The following is a 15,398-nucleotide window of genomic DNA, read 5'->3' as shown; positions in this document are numbered from 1 at the left end:
CCCAAAACCTGGAATCTTTTATGGATCAGTGTCCTTATTCTCACCATCTGTTCCTTTCTTTTTGTTTTCAAAGAAAACCAACTCGAACCTCAACTAGCCGGAATCTCCTTTGTCTTTTGGAGTGGTTTTTTGATCACCGTCCTTATAGTGATCGCTACTTTGCTGGCTTCTAAGATTTTTCCATATCATGAATCTAAAAAATCATGACGGGCTGGCTCATAGTATTCTTCGGATTATTTCTGATCTCTCTGGCCTACGCATCATACAAATCATTTCAAAAAAACCGCACCTCAGATGACTTCATGCTGGCTGGTTCCAACATCGGGTCTATTTTAGGGTTTCTGACATTTTCTGCAGCGCTCTTCAGCGCATTTACATTCATGGGAATGCCAGACTTCTTCAGAACACACGGTGTAGGCGCCTGGATTTTCTTGGGCCTCTCCGATGCATTGATGGTTTTCTTTATTGTGTGGTTTGGATACAAATTGAGAAGCAGAGCTCATGTAGTCGGCTATCAAGGTGTTGCGGGCTTTGTGCAGAAATGCTACCAAAACAAGTATGCCGGAATCCTGCTATTCATCAGCAGCTTTCTATTTCTGATCCCCTACGTAGCTATTCAAATACGCGGAATCTCCATCTTTCTGGAAGCAGCATTTCCCGGAATTCTCCCTTTTTGGGCGTGGGCATCTTTACTGGTCGGCATCATGTTGATCTATTCCGAAATCGGTGGACTGAAAGCCATCATGTACAGTGACGCCATCCAGGGAGTGATTTTACTGGTAGTCATATGGATCATCGGAGCGACTTGCCTGAGCCTCGCAGGCGGATTTGAATCTGCCACTCAGCGAGTCATGGAAATGAATCCAGATTTGACGACGCTTCCCGGCCCCAAAGGACTATTCACCACTCCGTTTCTAATAGCATCTTCGATTGCTATCGTGATGATTCCCGTGACTCAGCCGCAATTCACCACACGCTTAGTGGTGATGAAAAGCCTGAAATCGGTCCACCGTATGGCTTATGCCGTTGGAATCTTCGCCATTTTAGTGATTCTTCCGACCGCATTTATCGGCCTTTATGGGGCGATTAAGTATCCCGACTCCTCCACATCTGACTTTCTAGCAGGTGCCTTGATGTATGATCAGGCAGTCCCAGTGGCGGCATTGGCCGTAGTAGGATTGTTTGCCGCCTGCCTCTCCACCACCAATGCGCAGATTTTTGCTTTGGGCACCGAACTGAGATCCCTTCTCAAAGGAGGAGACAAGCGCAACATGCGCATCACCAAACTCTCAATTTTCGTGTTTTCGGTCATCGTATTGGTTTTTTCCACTTACATGAGTGATCAATTGGTCTTGCTGGCAAGGGTGAGTTTTGCTGGTACTTCCATGGTAGCTCCGGTCGTTTTGGGGGCTGTGATTTTCAAGAAACCACCCAAATCTGTCCTGATCCTATCCACATTTGCCCTAGCTTACTTTATTCTATCTTTATTGAGCTGGGTTCCCAATCACGTCGGAGGATTTCCGCTGGATTTCATCCTTTACGGCATCATGATCATCACGACCTCCGCTATTTTCATCACGCACTCCAAGAAAACACATTAAACCTATGATACTTCAAAACGCGATTTCACCATCAGATCTCTCTGCTTCATTGGAGGAATTCTGGAAGCTTTCCGGTGAAAAAATAGTTGCCATTGAAAAGCATTTTGACCCAAAAAACGGCGCACCGGTATTTACCGAAAAAGGAAAATATGTCACTCGTGGCTGGACTGAATGGACCCAAGGCTTTCAATACGGATCAGCCATTTTGCAATTTGATGCCACAGGAAATGAACAGTTTCTAGACATCGGCCGAAAAAACACGGTGGAAAAAATGGCACCGCATCTGACTCATACGGGAGTTCATGACCATGGATTCAACAATGTGAGCACCTATGGAAATCTACTTCGCTTGATTCGTGAAAAGAAAATCTCAGCTTCGCAGTGGGAGCAGGATTTTTACAAATTAGCCCTGAAAATCAGTGGCGCTGTACAAGCTACTCGATGGTCCAAAACCCAGGATGGCGGATATATTTATTCATTCAACGGACCACATTCGCTATTCGTAGATACGATTCGATCTTGTAGAGCACTGGTTGTATCCCATGGCTTGGGACATGTGCTTCAAGGAGAAAATGACAAGAAAATCTCCTTGATCCAGCGCGCAGTCCAGCACATCCGGAGCACCATGCGCTATTCAATTTATATGGGAAATGGACGAGACAGCTATGACATCTCGGGGCGAACTGCTCATGAAATCATTTTCAACACAAATGATGGCAACTATCGCTGTCCCAATTCTCAGCAAGGTTATACCGGATTCAGCACCTGGACTAGAGGTTTGGCCTGGGCGATTTGCGGACTGGGAGAAACTTTGGAAATCTTGGACGAATTGGAAGAAAAGGATTACGAGGAGATTATCTCCAAAGAAGATTTCATCCTTGAAATGAAACAAGCAGCTATCGCAACAGCCAATTTCTATCTGGAAAACACACCGACAGACGGAATTCCTTATTGGGACACCGGCGCTCCAAATCTTTACAAAATGGGAGACTACCTGAATAGACCAGCCGAACCCTACAATTCCTATGAGCCGGTGGATTCCTCAGCAGCCTGCATCGCAGCACAGGGTTTGATTCGAATCGGCAATTGGCTTAAGCTCAATGGAGAGGCAGAGTGGGAGACATACGTCCAAGCTGGACTCCAGGTAGCGAGAGCTCTTTTCCAAAAACCCTATCTCTCCCATGACCCAGAGCATCAGGGGCTAATCCTACATTCGATTTACCATCAGCCAAATGGATGGGATTATAAGCCTAACCCAAACCAGGCCGCACATGGAGAGTCGAGTATGTGGGGAGACTACCATGCTAGAGAACTAGCATTGCTTATCCAAAGAATGGCCAAGGGAGAAAACTATTACAGCTTCTATAACTGCGTCCGGCCATGAGTGGAAAATACAGACCCGAATACCCGAGAGTTGCGCAGCTGAAAACAGCTGAGCTTTTCGAAGCCCATTTGGAAAAAGAAGGAATTCAATTGCCATTTGCAGCAGCCCTGAAATCAGATACAGATTCCCCCTATTCCACCAGTCACCAATTAAGATCCGGCAACAGCATCGGCAATGCTTTTTGTATCCTGCCGATGGAAGGATGGGATGGAACTACTGATGGAAGACCGACTGATTTCACCAAAAGAAGGTGGAAAAACTTTGCGATCAGCGGAGCCAAATTACTTTGGGGCTGTGAAGCGGTGGCTGTTTGCCCGGATGGACGAGCCAACCCGAATCAGTTGATGATCAATGAAGCTACTTTTCCAGACTTCGAAGACCTTTTTCACATGATTCAACAAGAACACGCTGTTTCATTTGGATCAACTGAAGGACTCCTCACAGGCCTCCAACTCACCCATTCGGGGAGGTTTTGCAAGCCTTTTGACAAGAAGAAAATGGAGCCCAAAATCTTGTATCCGCACCCGGTACTAAATGAAAAATTTGGCTTGGGTCAGGATTATCCTCTATTGACAGATGATGAAATCGAGGATATCATCCAGAAATATATTGCGGCAGCAGTTTTGGCACAAAAAGCCGGATTCCAATTCGTGGATATCAAACATTGTCACGGCTATTTGGGACATGAATTTCTAAGTGCCTATGACCGAGACGGGAAATACGGGGGAAGTTTTGAAAACAGAAGTCGATTTTTGAAAGAGATAGTTTCCGGAATCAGAAAGGCTGCTCCTGGATTGGAAATAGGGGTTCGCCTAAGCACATTTGACTGGGTTCCTTTTAAACCAGGAGAGGACTTAAAAGGTATTCCGGCCAGCTCCTCTCAATATAAATATTCCTTTGGAGGAGATGAATCGGGCACCAAAGAAAACCTATCGGAGACTTTTCAGTTTTTGGAGCTCCTCAGAGAGTTAGGGATCGAGCTCTTGTGCACCACAGCAGGAAGTCCATATTACAATCCTCACATCCAAAGACCTGCACTTTTCCCTCCTTCTGATGGATATTTACCCCCGGAAGATCCTTTGCAAGGTGTAGCCCGCCAAATCCAAATTGCAGGGGAAATGAAAAAAGCATTTCCTGAGTTTTATATCGTAGGCTCCGCTTATTCCTACTTGCAAGAGTGGCTTCCTCATGTTGGACAAGCTGTTTTGGAGCAAGGATTAGCCGATTCTATCGGCTTGGGAAGGATGGTTCTCAGCTATCCTGAATTGCCGGCAGATATCTTGACCGGAGAAGTGATGAAAAGAGCAAAGATTTGCCGCACTTTTTCGGATTGTACCACAGCACCGAGAAACGGGATGATTTCAGGTTGTTTCCCATTAGATCCCTTTTATAAAAAAATGCCAATTCACGAAGAACTGAAAAAAGTCAAAGAATCATGAGCAAAGTAGCATTCATCACTGGAGGCACTCGAGGGATCGGTTTGGGAATAGCCAAGTCTTTGGCCGAAAAAGGCTTTGATTTGGCTTTGAATGGGATGAGGGATAAAGATTCTGTCTTACCTGTCTTGGAGGAATTAGAAAAATCAGGAATCCAGGCGGATTACTTTCAAGGCAATATTGGGAGTGCAGAAGATAGATCTCGGATCCTAATGGAGATTCGTCAGAAGTTTGGCAAAATCAACGTTCTGGTCAACAATGCCGGAGTGGCTCCCAGAGTCCGAGCGGATATTTTGGAGGTGACAGAGGAAGACTTTGACTATGTGGTGGATACCAATATGAAGGGGACATTTTTTCTCAGTCAGGCAGTAGCTAAATCTATGATTGATTCGAAAAATGAAAACCCTGACGATTTCTTTTCCATCATCACGATCACCTCTGTTTCGGCAGTTTTAGCCTCCACCAATCGGGTGGCCTATTGCATGTCCAAGACCGGACTCTCGATGATGAATCAGACATTTGCTGTGAGACTGGCTGAATTTAACATCCCTGTTTTCGAAGTAAGACCCGGAATCATCGAAACAGACATGACTGCCGGAGTCAAGGGAAAATACGAAAGCCAAATCGGCAAAGGATTGACTTTGGAGCCCCGAATGGGAAAACCGGAAGACATCGGCAAAATGGTCGCCGCTTTGGCAGATGAAACTTTGACTTATGGAACAGGCCAAATCATCACTCTGGACGGAGGAATGACAATAGGGAGGCTTTAATCCTCCCTTTCCAGCATCAGCCAATAGTTGGGATCGACAATCGGATCGGTAGCACTTTGGACCAGAACCGCTTTTTTACCCAAAACCACCTTTTGAATTCCGTTTGAAGTCTGAACTTCTACCGGAAGTTCAAAGTTGATCCCAGTCAACTCTACTTGCCAGCCTTTCTTCCCTTTCTTTTTAACCTCCACTTTTGGCAAGTCTGTCGTCCTCAGATAGAGTTCAAAAAAGCCATTTAAGTCTTTGCCAGAGTAGTTTTGCACAAAATCCGTAAAATCTTTGGTAGTCACCTGATTCTGGTAGGTAAATCGCTCATCCGTCGCAAATGCCTTGAGCATTGGGAAGAAAATCTCATCTCCCAATACACCTCTAAGAGAATGGATAATGAAAGAGCCTTTGCTATAAATTTCACCATGATAGGCTTCTTCCTCGGTACTATTTGGGGGACTTTGAACAGGTTTTTCGTGCGGGATTCCACGCAACACCGACTTGGCTTTTTTCAGATATTCCTCTTCTCCGCCATGCTCTAGGAAAAATAAAATATCTCCATACGCCGTCAAGCCCTCGTGAATCCACATATCTGCCCAGTCTCCGACAGAAACCTTATTTCCAAACCATTCATGTCCTAGCTCATGATGAAGCAACCAGTCGTATTGGGTTACACCCAGAGGAATATATTGGAAATTATTCCCATAGGCATTGATTGTCTGATGTTCCATACCCAAATAAGGTGTTTCTACCACAGCAACCTTGTCATCAGGCCAAGGATAAGGACCAAAGTATTTTTCATGTGTCTGTGCACTTTCCTCCAACACCGCCAAAAGAGAAGCAGCTTTGGCTTTGTTTTCTTCCAAAACATAGACCGTCATAGGGACCTGATTACCTGAGGAAGAAGTGAAGATTTTGCTCTCTTCATGAAATACTCCCAAGGTAAAATTGACATTGTAATTATTGATCGGGTAACTGGTAGCCCAATGATAAGTCACTTTCTCACCTTCCTCTTTTGTCTCCAGCAATCGGCCATTGGCGGCTACGAAGTAAGGCTTCTGAACAGTGAAAAATAGATCGACTCCTTCAGAAGGCTCGCTGCTTGGATGATCCAATGCAGGCATAAAAATCTTAGCTCCTTCCCCTTGAGAAGAGAGTCCCATCCAATCATTGTCAAGCTCATCTTTGATCCAGGTAAATCCTCCTGTCCAAGGTGGGTTTTGTGCAATGGGAGTTTTTCCTGCATACTCCACCTTCACCGAATTACAGGTACAGTCGATAGGAATGATATCCAAAAGGTCATCATGATGCGAAAAATCCACAGGCTCTCCATTCATCGTGACATTCGACACCTCATATGTATCAATCAATTGAAGACGGATAGTATCGAGTTTCTCTTTCGCTTCGAGTGTCACGGTATTCGACCCAGCTATAGATTTTGTTTCAGGCAAAAGTTCAAGCTCCAGCTTATAATGAAGGACTTTAAATTTTTTCTGAAGTGGATCGATAGGCCCTCCCCAATCCCAATTCTGGGAAAAGGAGACATGAGAGAGCAAGAAAAGCAGGGTGAATAGAAATGAATAGCGCTTCATCACGGCAAGATACGGAATTCCCTCAGGATGGGTAAAGCCGGTAGAGCATCTCCAGCAAGGGAACTCCAAAGTTTCTGGATTTCACCTGAGAGATCTTTTTGAATCCAAATCGCTCGTAAAGCCTGACAGCTGGATCCAAACCAGAAGTCGTATATAAATAAGCGCCTCTGTAGCCTTTTTCCTGATAGAACCCCATCCATTCTTCCATCAGTCTTTTTCCGAGCCCCATGCCCCGATAGGCTTTTTCGAGAATAAAATACCGAAGCTGAGCCTGCTCGTCTTGCCTGTGCATCAACAGTAAAAACCCGATCATTTTGCCATGAGACTCCACCACCCAGACCCGGTCTTTGTTGGTATTGTATTGCCGGTAAAATTCCAGCAGACTCTCCATCACATAGGCCTCGAAGCCCATCCCAAAGCCATGTTCTTCGGCGTAGATTTTCCCATGAAGTGCCGCCACTTGACCAAGGTCTCCGGGGTTGAGATTGTAGCGGATTGATATGGATGGTTTCTCGGACATAAAAATTTCAAAAGTCCCTGAAACTACTTAAAATCAAGCAAAAAGAAAACCGCCCGAAAACATCCGGGCGGCAATAAAGTGTTATTCTGCGTAATTGAATCCGTCGACCTGCTCCCGTACCCAGTCTAGGTAGCGGGACTTGCGAAACTCGATCCATTCTGTCTTGTATTTCGATTCATCGATCAAAAATTTGAATGCCGTCAATGACTTCGGCTTTGTTAGTGCATTTACCAGGTCCTCTGCCAAGTTTTTCTCTTTCACTTTTCGGTCAATGAAATCTTGCATCATCTGATGTTCCTGAGGCACCTCCATTCGAGTAAATTCCGCATAATTATCCGGCTCTGCATCAATCTCATCCAGGATATCCTCCTCGTCGGGTGTGAGGTCATAGTTGAAATAATCCTCATCATCAGGCATGAAGTGGACTTTCTTTTTGTCGATCTGATAGAAGCAGACCATTCCTTTGATCAGTTGAGCAGCGATGAAGTCTACTTCTTTTTCTGTAAGCGAAAGCATTGGTGGTGTTAGAAAATTTTCAGAAAAATAGTGAATGTCGATTTGTGTAGCAATAGTTTCAATAAAGCATTTTGAACAGCCAAATCCTAGCAATGGTCGGAAGAATCCATCAGACTCTGGAGAGTTTCATGATCTAGCTCATGCCCACCTTCAAAATGGAGGTATTGCACCTCTTTTTCAAGACTTTGAATCAACTTCTGTTGCATTTCCAGACTTTTTTCAGTGATCAGTTGATCCTGATTTCCCAATACCAAAATGAGCTCTGTGTCCGAAAATTTTTCCCGGGCTAGATCCAGCTGCATATCATGCGCAAACCCTCCCGCCCATAGCACCAACTTGGAGACTGACTTCTCCCAGCAGCTCGCCCATCTGGTAGCAGTGGCGGCACCTTGCGAAAAGCCCAAGACGTTGATTTTGGGAGGTTGAGAATACTGCTGAAGCAAAGAATCCATTAACCCGTCCAAGTAGCGATGATTATTTGCAATAGCAGTCTCCCGCTCATGCTTGGTCATCCAATTGGCTCCCACTCTTCCTTGAAAGTCCTGGAGATATGCATAATTGGTTGCCTCTGGAGCGACAAAGAGCCTTTCTGAATTAAAAAACGGATTGAATTTCCGGATAAAAAACTCTGCTAATTGTCCATAGCCATGCAGCACCAACCAAATCTCAGACTCCTGAAAACTTGGCTCCTGAGACAGGGCATAATGAGCTTCATAGCTAAAATAAAAGCTTTTTTTCATGCTTAACTTTTCAGATCATCAAACTTCAATGGTAGCAAAGTCGAGATCCCATGTACCCGATAGACTTCTCCGCCAGGCTGCAAAAACAACATCGTGATCTCTTTGCCAAAACGATTTTCAGTTTCATTGATTGTCTGACGGCAATTGCCGCAGGGTGATACTCCAGCCCAACTCTCCTCTCCATCCCTCTGTGCGACCACGGCCATCATTTTGGGAGCTAGATCAGGAAAATTAGCTCCTGCATACCCCAACACCAATCGCTCTGCACATACGCCCGATGGAAAACTTACATTCTCCTGATTGCTGCTCTGCAGGATCTCGCCATTTTCCAAAAGCACAGCCGCCCCCACATGGAAATGAGAGTATGGTGAATAGGAGTTTTTCGAAATTTCCTGAGCTCTCTGCAGTAATTTCATTTCTTCCGGAGATAGCTCCTGCAGGGCCAAAACTTCTATTTTCTGATTGGAATCCAAATACTTCATAATCGATTGAACTAGGGAGAAATCGAACGAACAAAGTAATCATTTGTTCCACAAAAAATGGATTTCTGCCTTTTTCCTGCCAGATTTATAGACCTGATCACCAATTCACCACATCCATGAACCATATTTTGATTTTGGGAGGAGGGAAGTCCTCCACTTTTTTAATCGACTATTTAGCAGACACTTGCGAAAGCAAAAACCGCTTTTTGACCTTGGCGGATTTGGACGCAAAAGCTGCGGCAGCGAAGCTTCAAAATAGATCCAATACTGCGGCAGTTTCTCTAGATATCCAAGACGAACCCAGTCGAAAAAAGCTGATTTCAGAAGCAGACGTTGTGATTTCCATGCTCCCGGCATTCATGCATCCGATCGTAGCGAGGGACTGTCTCGAATTGGGCAAACATTTTTTCTCCGCATCCTACGAGTCCGATGAGATGAAATCAATGAAGGAGAACATCGAGCAAAAAGGACTTTTCTTTCTTAATGAATGTGGATTGGATCCCGGAATCGACCATATGTCTGCCATGAAAGTGATCCATGAAGCTCATGACAAAGGAGAAAAAATCACTTCTTTCAAGTCTTTCTGCGGAGGACTTTTGTCACCTCAGAGCGAAAGTAATCCTTGGAAATATAAGTTTACCTGGAACCCTCGGAATGTTGTTTTAGCCGGTCAGGGGACTTCCCGATATATCGAAAAAGGTGATTTGAAGTTCGTTCCCTATCATCAGCTTTTCAAAAGACTGGAAACCGTCAATTTTCCTGGCTTGGGAGATTTTGACGGCTATCCCAATAGGGATTCTCTGAGCTACAGAAAAGTCTATGGACTGCAAGAAATCCCCACCATGCTTCGTGGTACTCTGCGTAGAGCTGGTTATTGCAAAGCTTGGAATGTATTTATCCAATTGGGTATGACAGATGATAGTTTTGTGATGGAAATGCCGGAAAATAGTACACTCAGACAGTTGATGAATGCTTTCCTACCCTATCACAAAACATTATCCGTGGAAGAAAAACTGGCAGAACTGATCCCTGAGTTGGACTTTCCGACATTCGAGAAAATCCAGTGGTTGGGCTTTTTCAGTGACCGAAAGCTCCCCAAAACCAAAGGAAGCCCCGCACAAATCTTACAGGCGATCTTGGAAACAGATTGGGCTTTGGAGCCTGAAGACCGGGATATGATCGTGATGCAGCATCAGTTTGAGATCGAAGGAGTAAGCGGCAAAAAACAAATCCTTTCGAGTCTGGTATGCTTGGGAAAAGACGCCACACACACCGCAATGGCCCAGACAGTAGGCTTGCCTTTAGCCATTGCCGTTGATTTGTTTCTAGACGGGAAAATCAAACTCACCGGCCTGCATGTGCCTGTTGTCCGGGAAATTTACCTACCTATTCTCTCCCATCTGGAGACTTTGGGGATCAAATTTGTAGAAAAAGAAATCATCAATCCTGCTCGACCCAGTCAGTAGGCGGATCTATAGCTGCACCCGGCACCTCCCGACAATCATCTGGAATAATCGCTTCCGCTTGGGCATAGGTCAACTGGTCCTGATTGATATAAACTCTCCTCACAGTCTCTGCACCGGCAATAAAATAACCTAAAACCGTCTCCTCTGGATTGACCAGATTGATCATATTCCCTTTGATAGAGGCTGGTGGCGGATCAAATACCGATCCACTGACCTCTACTTGCTGTTTGACCAACCTTAAAAAACGATACGCATCTTGACTGATGCTGATTTGTCTCAAATCAATTCGATAGGTGGTGATAAATCTCAGCCCGTCATCTTCGATGAAAGCCACAGGAATCTGCGTGGTGAGGCCATTGAAATTGTCATCTTGAGCGATATACACCCCGGCACTTGCCAAGTATTCGGACTGATAGCAGGTGATACAGCAATCTTTGGGCTGAGGTTCTCTGCTGGGATTGGTATCGGATGGCCTCGGAGTGTAAAGATCCGGTCTAGTCTTAAGGACATAGACGGAGGGGCCGTTTTTCCAATAGTAAAAGTTATTCTGTTCGACTGGGTCGGAGATTTCTGCGACCAACTGGACTCCAGATCTGTCTGTGAGCTCTCCTTCTACTGGTATCCTCACAGTCCGCGGCACCAAACTGTTGATTTCAGGCACTGATTCCACTTTTTCGGGAAGTGAGGTATAGACTGTCCCATCAGAAGTCTGGATTTGCAGTGTGTAAGATTTGCCCACCTCAACTGAAAAGTCACCCTGAGTATAGTATGTTCCTTTTTCATCCTCCACCGTACTTTCTTCCAGAAAAGTGACTTTCCCCAGGTTATCCCGGATGATGACAGTAGCATTGCTTACAGGACGAATCAATCCTTCGAAAACTGAACCGTAAGTATCACTCCGTGTCAAGCGAATCATCTGTCTGCCTGGCAGGCTCGTCACCAAGCCTTCCACTGTCAGCAGTTGTTTTCCTTCATCCAAATCCACCTCGTATGGGTCCACACAGGCTGAAAAAACCAAAAGAAAAAGGAAGAGTAAATTTCTATTCATAGGCCAGGAATCATCGCGATAAGTCCCTAAAGATTAATACCCAACAATATAATCAGCGAGTTCATTTCTCACCATTTCCTCTGAGATAAATAAACTTGAAGATTAAAAAAAACTGGAGTTTCTAGTCAATTTCGAATCAAAAACACCCTCAATCTAATACCCCAACAAAAATCCAGACAAAAGCCCTTTGTAAAAGACCGAATACTGGCCATTGGGATCTTTCAGAGAAAATTCCATTTTTTCGGCATTTTTTGGAGTTCTACTAAAGCAGCTCACCTTTCTATGAATGGGTTTGGAAGGATTGTCCCGAACAGAAAACTCCTTTTGAAGAGAAAACCCAAACTTCAAAAACTCCTCTTCCAACTCCCCCATCTGTCTTGGCGGCAAGATGATCCAAGCCTGACCTTCAGCACTCAGAAGTTGGTCGATGGTCTTGGCCAGCTCTTCAAAAGAAAGCCTGTCCGTGTGCAGCGCCTGATTTCTTTTTGCATTGCTTGACTTGAGATGATCCGGAAAAAATGGAGGATTGGAGACAATCAGCTCAAAATTCTCCTCTGACTGAAAATCCTGTATTTGTCCTTGCCAAAGTTCAATTCTCGACTGGAATCTGCTGTTTTCAAAATTGCTCTTTGCTTCTGCTGCTGCCTCTTCATCCAACTCCACAGCCACCAATTCTGCATTCTCAAATCGTTGTGCAAGCATCAAGGCAATCACTCCAGTACCAGTTCCGATATCCAGAATTTTTCTTGCCTTTTCTCCTTCCGCCAAAGCTCCTAACAGAATCGCATCCGTGGAAATCTTCATGGCGGATTTCTCCTGCACCACTCGGAATTCCTGAAATTGAAACCAAGTATTCCCCATCAGGTTCGGGCCTTGCTGAAGAGTCTGCTTTTGAAGCGAGGTCTATCTTCCATCACATTCAGGTCATCTTCGGACACTCTTTTGACACTTTCGATTGTATAAAATGCCCGCTCGTCTACTTCTTTGACTTTGGTGACAAACTCCTTCAGGTTCTCTCTTTTCATTACCGTGAAAAGCAAATTCACCTTACCATAGCGTCCTTCCGCACCCACATTGGTGAAGCGGTAGTTTTTCTCTTTCATAAAATCCAAGAGCTCAACCTGTGGCTTGGGAGTGATCACGCGGACCAAAACCCGACCCAAAGCAAGCTTTTCTTCGAAATACATCCCGACATAAGTGCCCGTCCCAAAGCCCGCCGCATAAGCGATGTAGCTGAGAGGATTGTCTATATTTTGAAAAATCTGTCCTATCGCCATCAGCCAGATCAAGGCCTCAAAGAAGCCCAGAATCGGAGCGATATTTCGCTTGCCATTCATCATGAGCATGATCCGCAGGGTATTGATGGAGACATCACCTATCCTGGCAAAGAAAATCAATGCCGGCATGATCACATAGTTGAAAAGCTGGGGAGAAACCCCTAACTCTAAGAGGAAATCTTGCATTTTCTTCAGGTCAAATTTTCACTGCAAAGGTAAGCCAAAGCTCTGAGTTCTGCGGTATCTAATTCAACACTCTCAAATCTTCTTGTCTCTACCAGCAGGGATTCCAAAAATCAAAAACATTCCCGCCATAAGAATTAAAAACCAGATCAATAAATCCCAGTTTCCGATCAGATCCAATGAAATCCCAAAAAGCAATGGCCCTATTGCAGCAAGGATATATCCAGCGGACTGAACCATCCCAGATAGCCGGGCAGTGGTCTGATCATCTGCAGTCCGTAGCGAAATCAGCATGTACGCCATACTAAGACTCGCTCCACTACCTATTCCGATGATCGTCAGCGCTACGAAGGCGGCAGTGTCCAACTGGACAAAAAGCAACCCAAAACCCAAAAAATAGGATAATCCAATAACTAGTATGACTCCTGATTGGCTCCTGAGTTTTTCGAGAAATCCCGGGATGAAAAACGTCCCCAGCAAAGAAATAAGCTGCATATAGGATAGTGCCAACCCTGCCAAAACTGGACTCATCCCTCTAGAGATAAGCAAGTCAGGAATCCAAGTAATCATCGTAAAATACATCACTGACTGAGAGCCCATGAATAGAGTCACCTGCCAGGCCAAAGGAGATTTCCAGACATTTTCACCTCGACCCATCGCCCTCTGAGCAGCAGTTGGCCGAGGTCCCATCTGGGGAATCCATACGAGTAAGGCTAATATCATGACACTGGCCCAAGAGAGTAAGGAGCCCCTCCAGCCAAGTCCAAGATCCACTGCCAGCGGCACACTCAGGCCCGAAGCAATAGCCGCAAATAGGGACATGCCCGTTGACAATATCGCCGTCATAAGTCCCAAACGCTCTGGAATCCTTGCTTTGAAAAAAGGAATCATCAACACATTGGCGATGACAATCCCTACTCCTGTCAGCGCCGTCCCTACAAAGAGTAGTTCGACTCCACCCAAAACTCGGATCACAACACCTGCGATCAAGAGTACTATCCCGAGAAAAATCGCTCTTCCAGTCCCCAAATTTCTCCCAATAGTAGGAGCAAAAAGAGAAAAACACGCAAAAGTCAATAAGGTCAAAGTGGTCAGGAATCCGGCAAGTCCGTTGGAAATACCCAAGTCTTCCCGAATAAACGGAATCAAAGGTCCGACAGAAGCAATGGAAGTCCGGAGATTGACCGAAATCAAAATCACTCCCAAAATCAGCCAAAAATGTGTATCCTTTTTCAATCGACTTATATTCTCTTGGTAACAAAATCAAAAAAGGAAGAGAATTCCCCTCTTCCTTTTAGTCAAATCGGGTCGTCTCTATCAGGAATGGCTCACTACCAAATCCTCCACACAGGAGACCCAGGTATCATTGGAGTTTAAGCTGGGCACCAAGTCCCATTGCTCTCCTCCCAACTCCATAAATACTTCCTTGTACTCTTCGCCTACCTCTACCGTGGTTTCCAAACAGTCGGCCACAAATGCCGGAGAAAAAGCCAAAACCTTTTTGGCACCCTGAGCTGCCAGTTCTTTGATCACATCTTCTGTGTAAGGCCTCACCCAAGGATCATTGCCAAGTCTGGACTGAAAGCATGTTTTTACTTTCTCCTCAGGTAAATTCATTTTTTCGGCCAGCAGTCTCGTTGTCTGGTAGCATTGGGCACGATAGCAAAACTGATTCTTGCTGTGATATTTGTTGCAGCAGGCGCCTAGCTGGCAATAATGATCGACTGCGCCTTTCATGATTTGCCGCTCGGGCAAGCCATGGTAGGAAAAAATGTAGTAATCATAATCCGCCTTTTTGATCATTTCTTGCCCCATCTCAACCCAAGCCTTGATAAATAGCGGGTGCTCTATGAAATTGGAAATGAAAGACATCTCCGGGATAATCTGCCATTCGCGGACGATCTCCATGACCCTATCGATAACAGATCCATTGGTCGCTGATGCATATTGAGGAAAAAGCGGCAGCACGATGATTTTACTGACATTGGCTTTTTGCAACTTCTCAAGACCCGACTGAATACTGGGACTCTGATACCGCATCCCGATAGCCACTTCATAGCTGGAGGAATCCAGTTTTTCGGCTAGTTTTTGTTCCAAATCCTGGGTATGAAAAAGCAAGGGAGATCCTCGGTCCGTCCAAAGTTTCTGATATTCATGCGCTGATTTGGGAGCTCTAAACGGGGCTATGATCAGATTGACCAGCATCCACCTGGAAAACCAAGGGATGTCAATCACCCTTCCATCCATTAGAAATTCCCGCAGGTATTTTCTTACATCCGCAGTTTTGGTGCTATCGGGTGTACCCAAATTGACCAGCAAAACGCCAATTTTTCCGGTTTTCGCCATCTTTTACCTTTTCGTTGATTTGGTTGAATTTTCAATCACAACTCAAAAT

Annotated in this window: 15 protein-coding genes; 5 read left to right on the top strand and 10 right to left on the bottom strand. The window is 45.1% G+C overall.

Translation table 11 applies throughout. The annotated features are described in order from the left end of the window. The first annotated feature begins 203 nt into the window (after positions 1 to 203). Genes G460_RS0109735 through G460_RS0109720 form a run of 4 tightly spaced genes read left to right on the top strand, consistent with a single transcriptional unit; the run spans position 204 to position 5,191 of the window. Positions 204 to 1,601: a sodium:solute symporter family protein gene (locus G460_RS0109735; RefSeq protein ID WP_026955180.1), complete on the top strand. Its 1,398-nt coding sequence runs from the start codon at positions 204 to 206 to the stop codon at positions 1,599 to 1,601. 4 nt (positions 1,602 to 1,605) lie between these two features. After that, entirely contained in the window at positions 1,606 to 2,985 is a 1,380-nt protein-coding gene (locus G460_RS0109730; protein WP_026955179.1) for a glycoside hydrolase family 88 protein, read from the top strand. Further along, positions 2,982 to 4,424 (top strand): oxidoreductase, encoded by a 1,443-nt coding sequence (locus tag G460_RS0109725; RefSeq protein WP_026955178.1) that lies wholly within the window; start codon positions 2,982 to 2,984, stop codon positions 4,422 to 4,424. The genes G460_RS0109730 and G460_RS0109725 overlap by 4 nt, the downstream gene beginning before the upstream one ends. Next, on the top strand, positions 4,421 to 5,191 hold the full coding sequence (locus G460_RS0109720; protein WP_026955177.1) for a 3-ketoacyl-ACP reductase: 771 nt from the start codon (positions 4,421 to 4,423) through the stop codon (positions 5,189 to 5,191). Before G460_RS0109725 ends, G460_RS0109720 begins: the two co-directional genes overlap by 4 nt. On the opposite strand, the gene G460_RS0109715 is transcribed toward G460_RS0109720, so the two are convergent. The 5 genes from G460_RS0109715 to G460_RS0109695 form a co-directional block, all read right to left on the bottom strand. Further along, a complete protein-coding gene (locus tag G460_RS0109715; RefSeq protein WP_245578720.1) occupies positions 5,188 to 6,840 on the bottom strand; it encodes a M1 family metallopeptidase in 1,653 nt (550 codons plus the stop codon). The genes G460_RS0109720 and G460_RS0109715 overlap by 4 nt on opposite strands. Then, positions 6,794 to 7,291, bottom strand: a complete 498-nt coding sequence (locus G460_RS0109710) for a GNAT family N-acetyltransferase (RefSeq protein ID WP_026955175.1) — start codon at positions 7,289 to 7,291, stop codon at positions 6,794 to 6,796. Before G460_RS0109710 ends, G460_RS0109715 begins: the two co-directional genes overlap by 47 nt. Before the next feature lie 81 nt (positions 7,292 to 7,372). Further along, positions 7,373 to 7,807, bottom strand: a complete 435-nt coding sequence (locus G460_RS0109705; protein WP_026955174.1) for a UPF0158 family protein — start codon at positions 7,805 to 7,807, stop codon at positions 7,373 to 7,375. 86 nt (positions 7,808 to 7,893) lie between these two features. Continuing rightward, positions 7,894 to 8,547: an alpha/beta hydrolase gene (locus tag G460_RS0109700; RefSeq protein WP_026955173.1), complete on the bottom strand. Its 654-nt coding sequence runs from the start codon at positions 8,545 to 8,547 to the stop codon at positions 7,894 to 7,896. A 2-nt stretch (positions 8,548 to 8,549) separates the two neighbouring features. Next, complete coding sequence (locus G460_RS0109695) at positions 8,550 to 9,029, bottom strand: cytidine deaminase (protein WP_035464283.1); 480 nt, start codon at positions 9,027 to 9,029, stop codon at positions 8,550 to 8,552. Positions 9,030 to 9,145: 116 nt separating this feature from the next. Here G460_RS0109695 and G460_RS0109690 point away from each other — a divergent pair, with 116 nt between their 5' ends. Then, positions 9,146 to 10,495: a saccharopine dehydrogenase C-terminal domain-containing protein gene (locus tag G460_RS0109690; protein ID WP_026955171.1), complete on the top strand. Its 1,350-nt coding sequence runs from the start codon at positions 9,146 to 9,148 to the stop codon at positions 10,493 to 10,495. Here G460_RS0109690 and G460_RS0109685 read toward each other — a convergent pair. The 5 genes from G460_RS0109685 to hemH form a co-directional block, all read right to left on the bottom strand. Continuing rightward, the gene (locus G460_RS0109685) at positions 10,470 to 11,543 is read right to left on the bottom strand and encodes a DUF4249 domain-containing protein (RefSeq protein ID WP_026955170.1); all 1,074 of its coding nucleotides are present in this window, start codon (positions 11,541 to 11,543) and stop codon (positions 10,470 to 10,472) included. The genes G460_RS0109690 and G460_RS0109685 overlap by 26 nt on opposite strands. A gap of 153 nt (positions 11,544 to 11,696) precedes the next feature. Beyond that, complete coding sequence (locus tag G460_RS0109680) at positions 11,697 to 12,404, bottom strand: tRNA1(Val) (adenine(37)-N6)-methyltransferase (RefSeq protein WP_026955169.1); 708 nt, start codon at positions 12,402 to 12,404, stop codon at positions 11,697 to 11,699. Continuing rightward, positions 12,404 to 13,006 carry a DUF2179 domain-containing protein gene (locus tag G460_RS0109675; protein WP_026955168.1) on the bottom strand — a complete coding sequence of 201 codons (603 nt, stop codon included), beginning with the start codon at positions 13,004 to 13,006 and terminating at the stop codon, positions 12,404 to 12,406. The genes G460_RS0109680 and G460_RS0109675 overlap by 1 nt, the downstream gene beginning before the upstream one ends. 72 nt (positions 13,007 to 13,078) lie before the next feature. After that, the gene (locus G460_RS0109670) at positions 13,079 to 14,239 is read right to left on the bottom strand and encodes a CynX/NimT family MFS transporter (RefSeq protein ID WP_211226746.1); all 1,161 of its coding nucleotides are present in this window, start codon (positions 14,237 to 14,239) and stop codon (positions 13,079 to 13,081) included. An 81-nt stretch (positions 14,240 to 14,320) separates the two neighbouring features. Further along, positions 14,321 to 15,349 (bottom strand): ferrochelatase, encoded by a 1,029-nt coding sequence (gene hemH / locus G460_RS0109665; protein WP_026955166.1) that lies wholly within the window; start codon positions 15,347 to 15,349, stop codon positions 14,321 to 14,323. Between the last annotated feature and the right edge of the window lie 49 nt (positions 15,350 to 15,398).

Source organism: Algoriphagus vanfongensis DSM 17529 (assembly GCF_000429465.1).
Classification (GTDB): Bacteria; Bacteroidota; Bacteroidia; order Cytophagales; family Cyclobacteriaceae; genus Algoriphagus; species Algoriphagus vanfongensis.
Note: the sequence above shows the minus strand (reverse complement) of the source record. Positions and strands in the feature narration are given on the sequence as shown.

What these genes read in the sequence shown, in the direction of transcription:
- G460_RS0109720 (WP_026955177.1), top strand. Translation starts at nt 4,421, where the DNA reads ATGAGCAAAGTAGCATTCATCACTGGAGGCACTCGAGGGATCGGTTTG.
- G460_RS0109685 (WP_026955170.1), bottom strand. Translation starts at nt 11,543, where the DNA reads ATGAATAGAAATTTACTCTTCCTTTTTCTTTTGGTTTTTTCAGCCTGT.
- G460_RS0109675 (WP_026955168.1), bottom strand. Translation starts at nt 13,006, where the DNA reads ATGCAAGATTTCCTCTTAGAGTTAGGGGTTTCTCCCCAGCTTTTCAAC.
- G460_RS0109695 (WP_035464283.1), bottom strand. Translation starts at nt 9,029, where the DNA reads ATGAAGTATTTGGATTCCAATCAGAAAATAGAAGTTTTGGCCCTGCAG.
- G460_RS0109725 (WP_026955178.1), top strand. Translation starts at nt 2,982, where the DNA reads ATGAGTGGAAAATACAGACCCGAATACCCGAGAGTTGCGCAGCTGAAA.
- G460_RS0109705 (WP_026955174.1), bottom strand. Translation starts at nt 7,807, where the DNA reads ATGCTTTCGCTTACAGAAAAAGAAGTAGACTTCATCGCTGCTCAACTG.
- G460_RS0109680 (WP_026955169.1), bottom strand. Translation starts at nt 12,404, where the DNA reads ATGGGGAATACTTGGTTTCAATTTCAGGAATTCCGAGTGGTGCAGGAG.
- G460_RS0109730 (WP_026955179.1), top strand. Translation starts at nt 1,606, where the DNA reads ATGATACTTCAAAACGCGATTTCACCATCAGATCTCTCTGCTTCATTG.
- G460_RS0109735 (WP_026955180.1), top strand. Translation starts at nt 204, where the DNA reads ATGACGGGCTGGCTCATAGTATTCTTCGGATTATTTCTGATCTCTCTG.
- G460_RS0109710 (WP_026955175.1), bottom strand. Translation starts at nt 7,291, where the DNA reads ATGTCCGAGAAACCATCCATATCAATCCGCTACAATCTCAACCCCGGA.
- G460_RS0109700 (WP_026955173.1), bottom strand. Translation starts at nt 8,547, where the DNA reads ATGAAAAAAAGCTTTTATTTTAGCTATGAAGCTCATTATGCCCTGTCT.
- G460_RS0109690 (WP_026955171.1), top strand. Translation starts at nt 9,146, where the DNA reads ATGAACCATATTTTGATTTTGGGAGGAGGGAAGTCCTCCACTTTTTTA.
- hemH (WP_026955166.1), bottom strand. Translation starts at nt 15,349, where the DNA reads ATGGCGAAAACCGGAAAAATTGGCGTTTTGCTGGTCAATTTGGGTACA.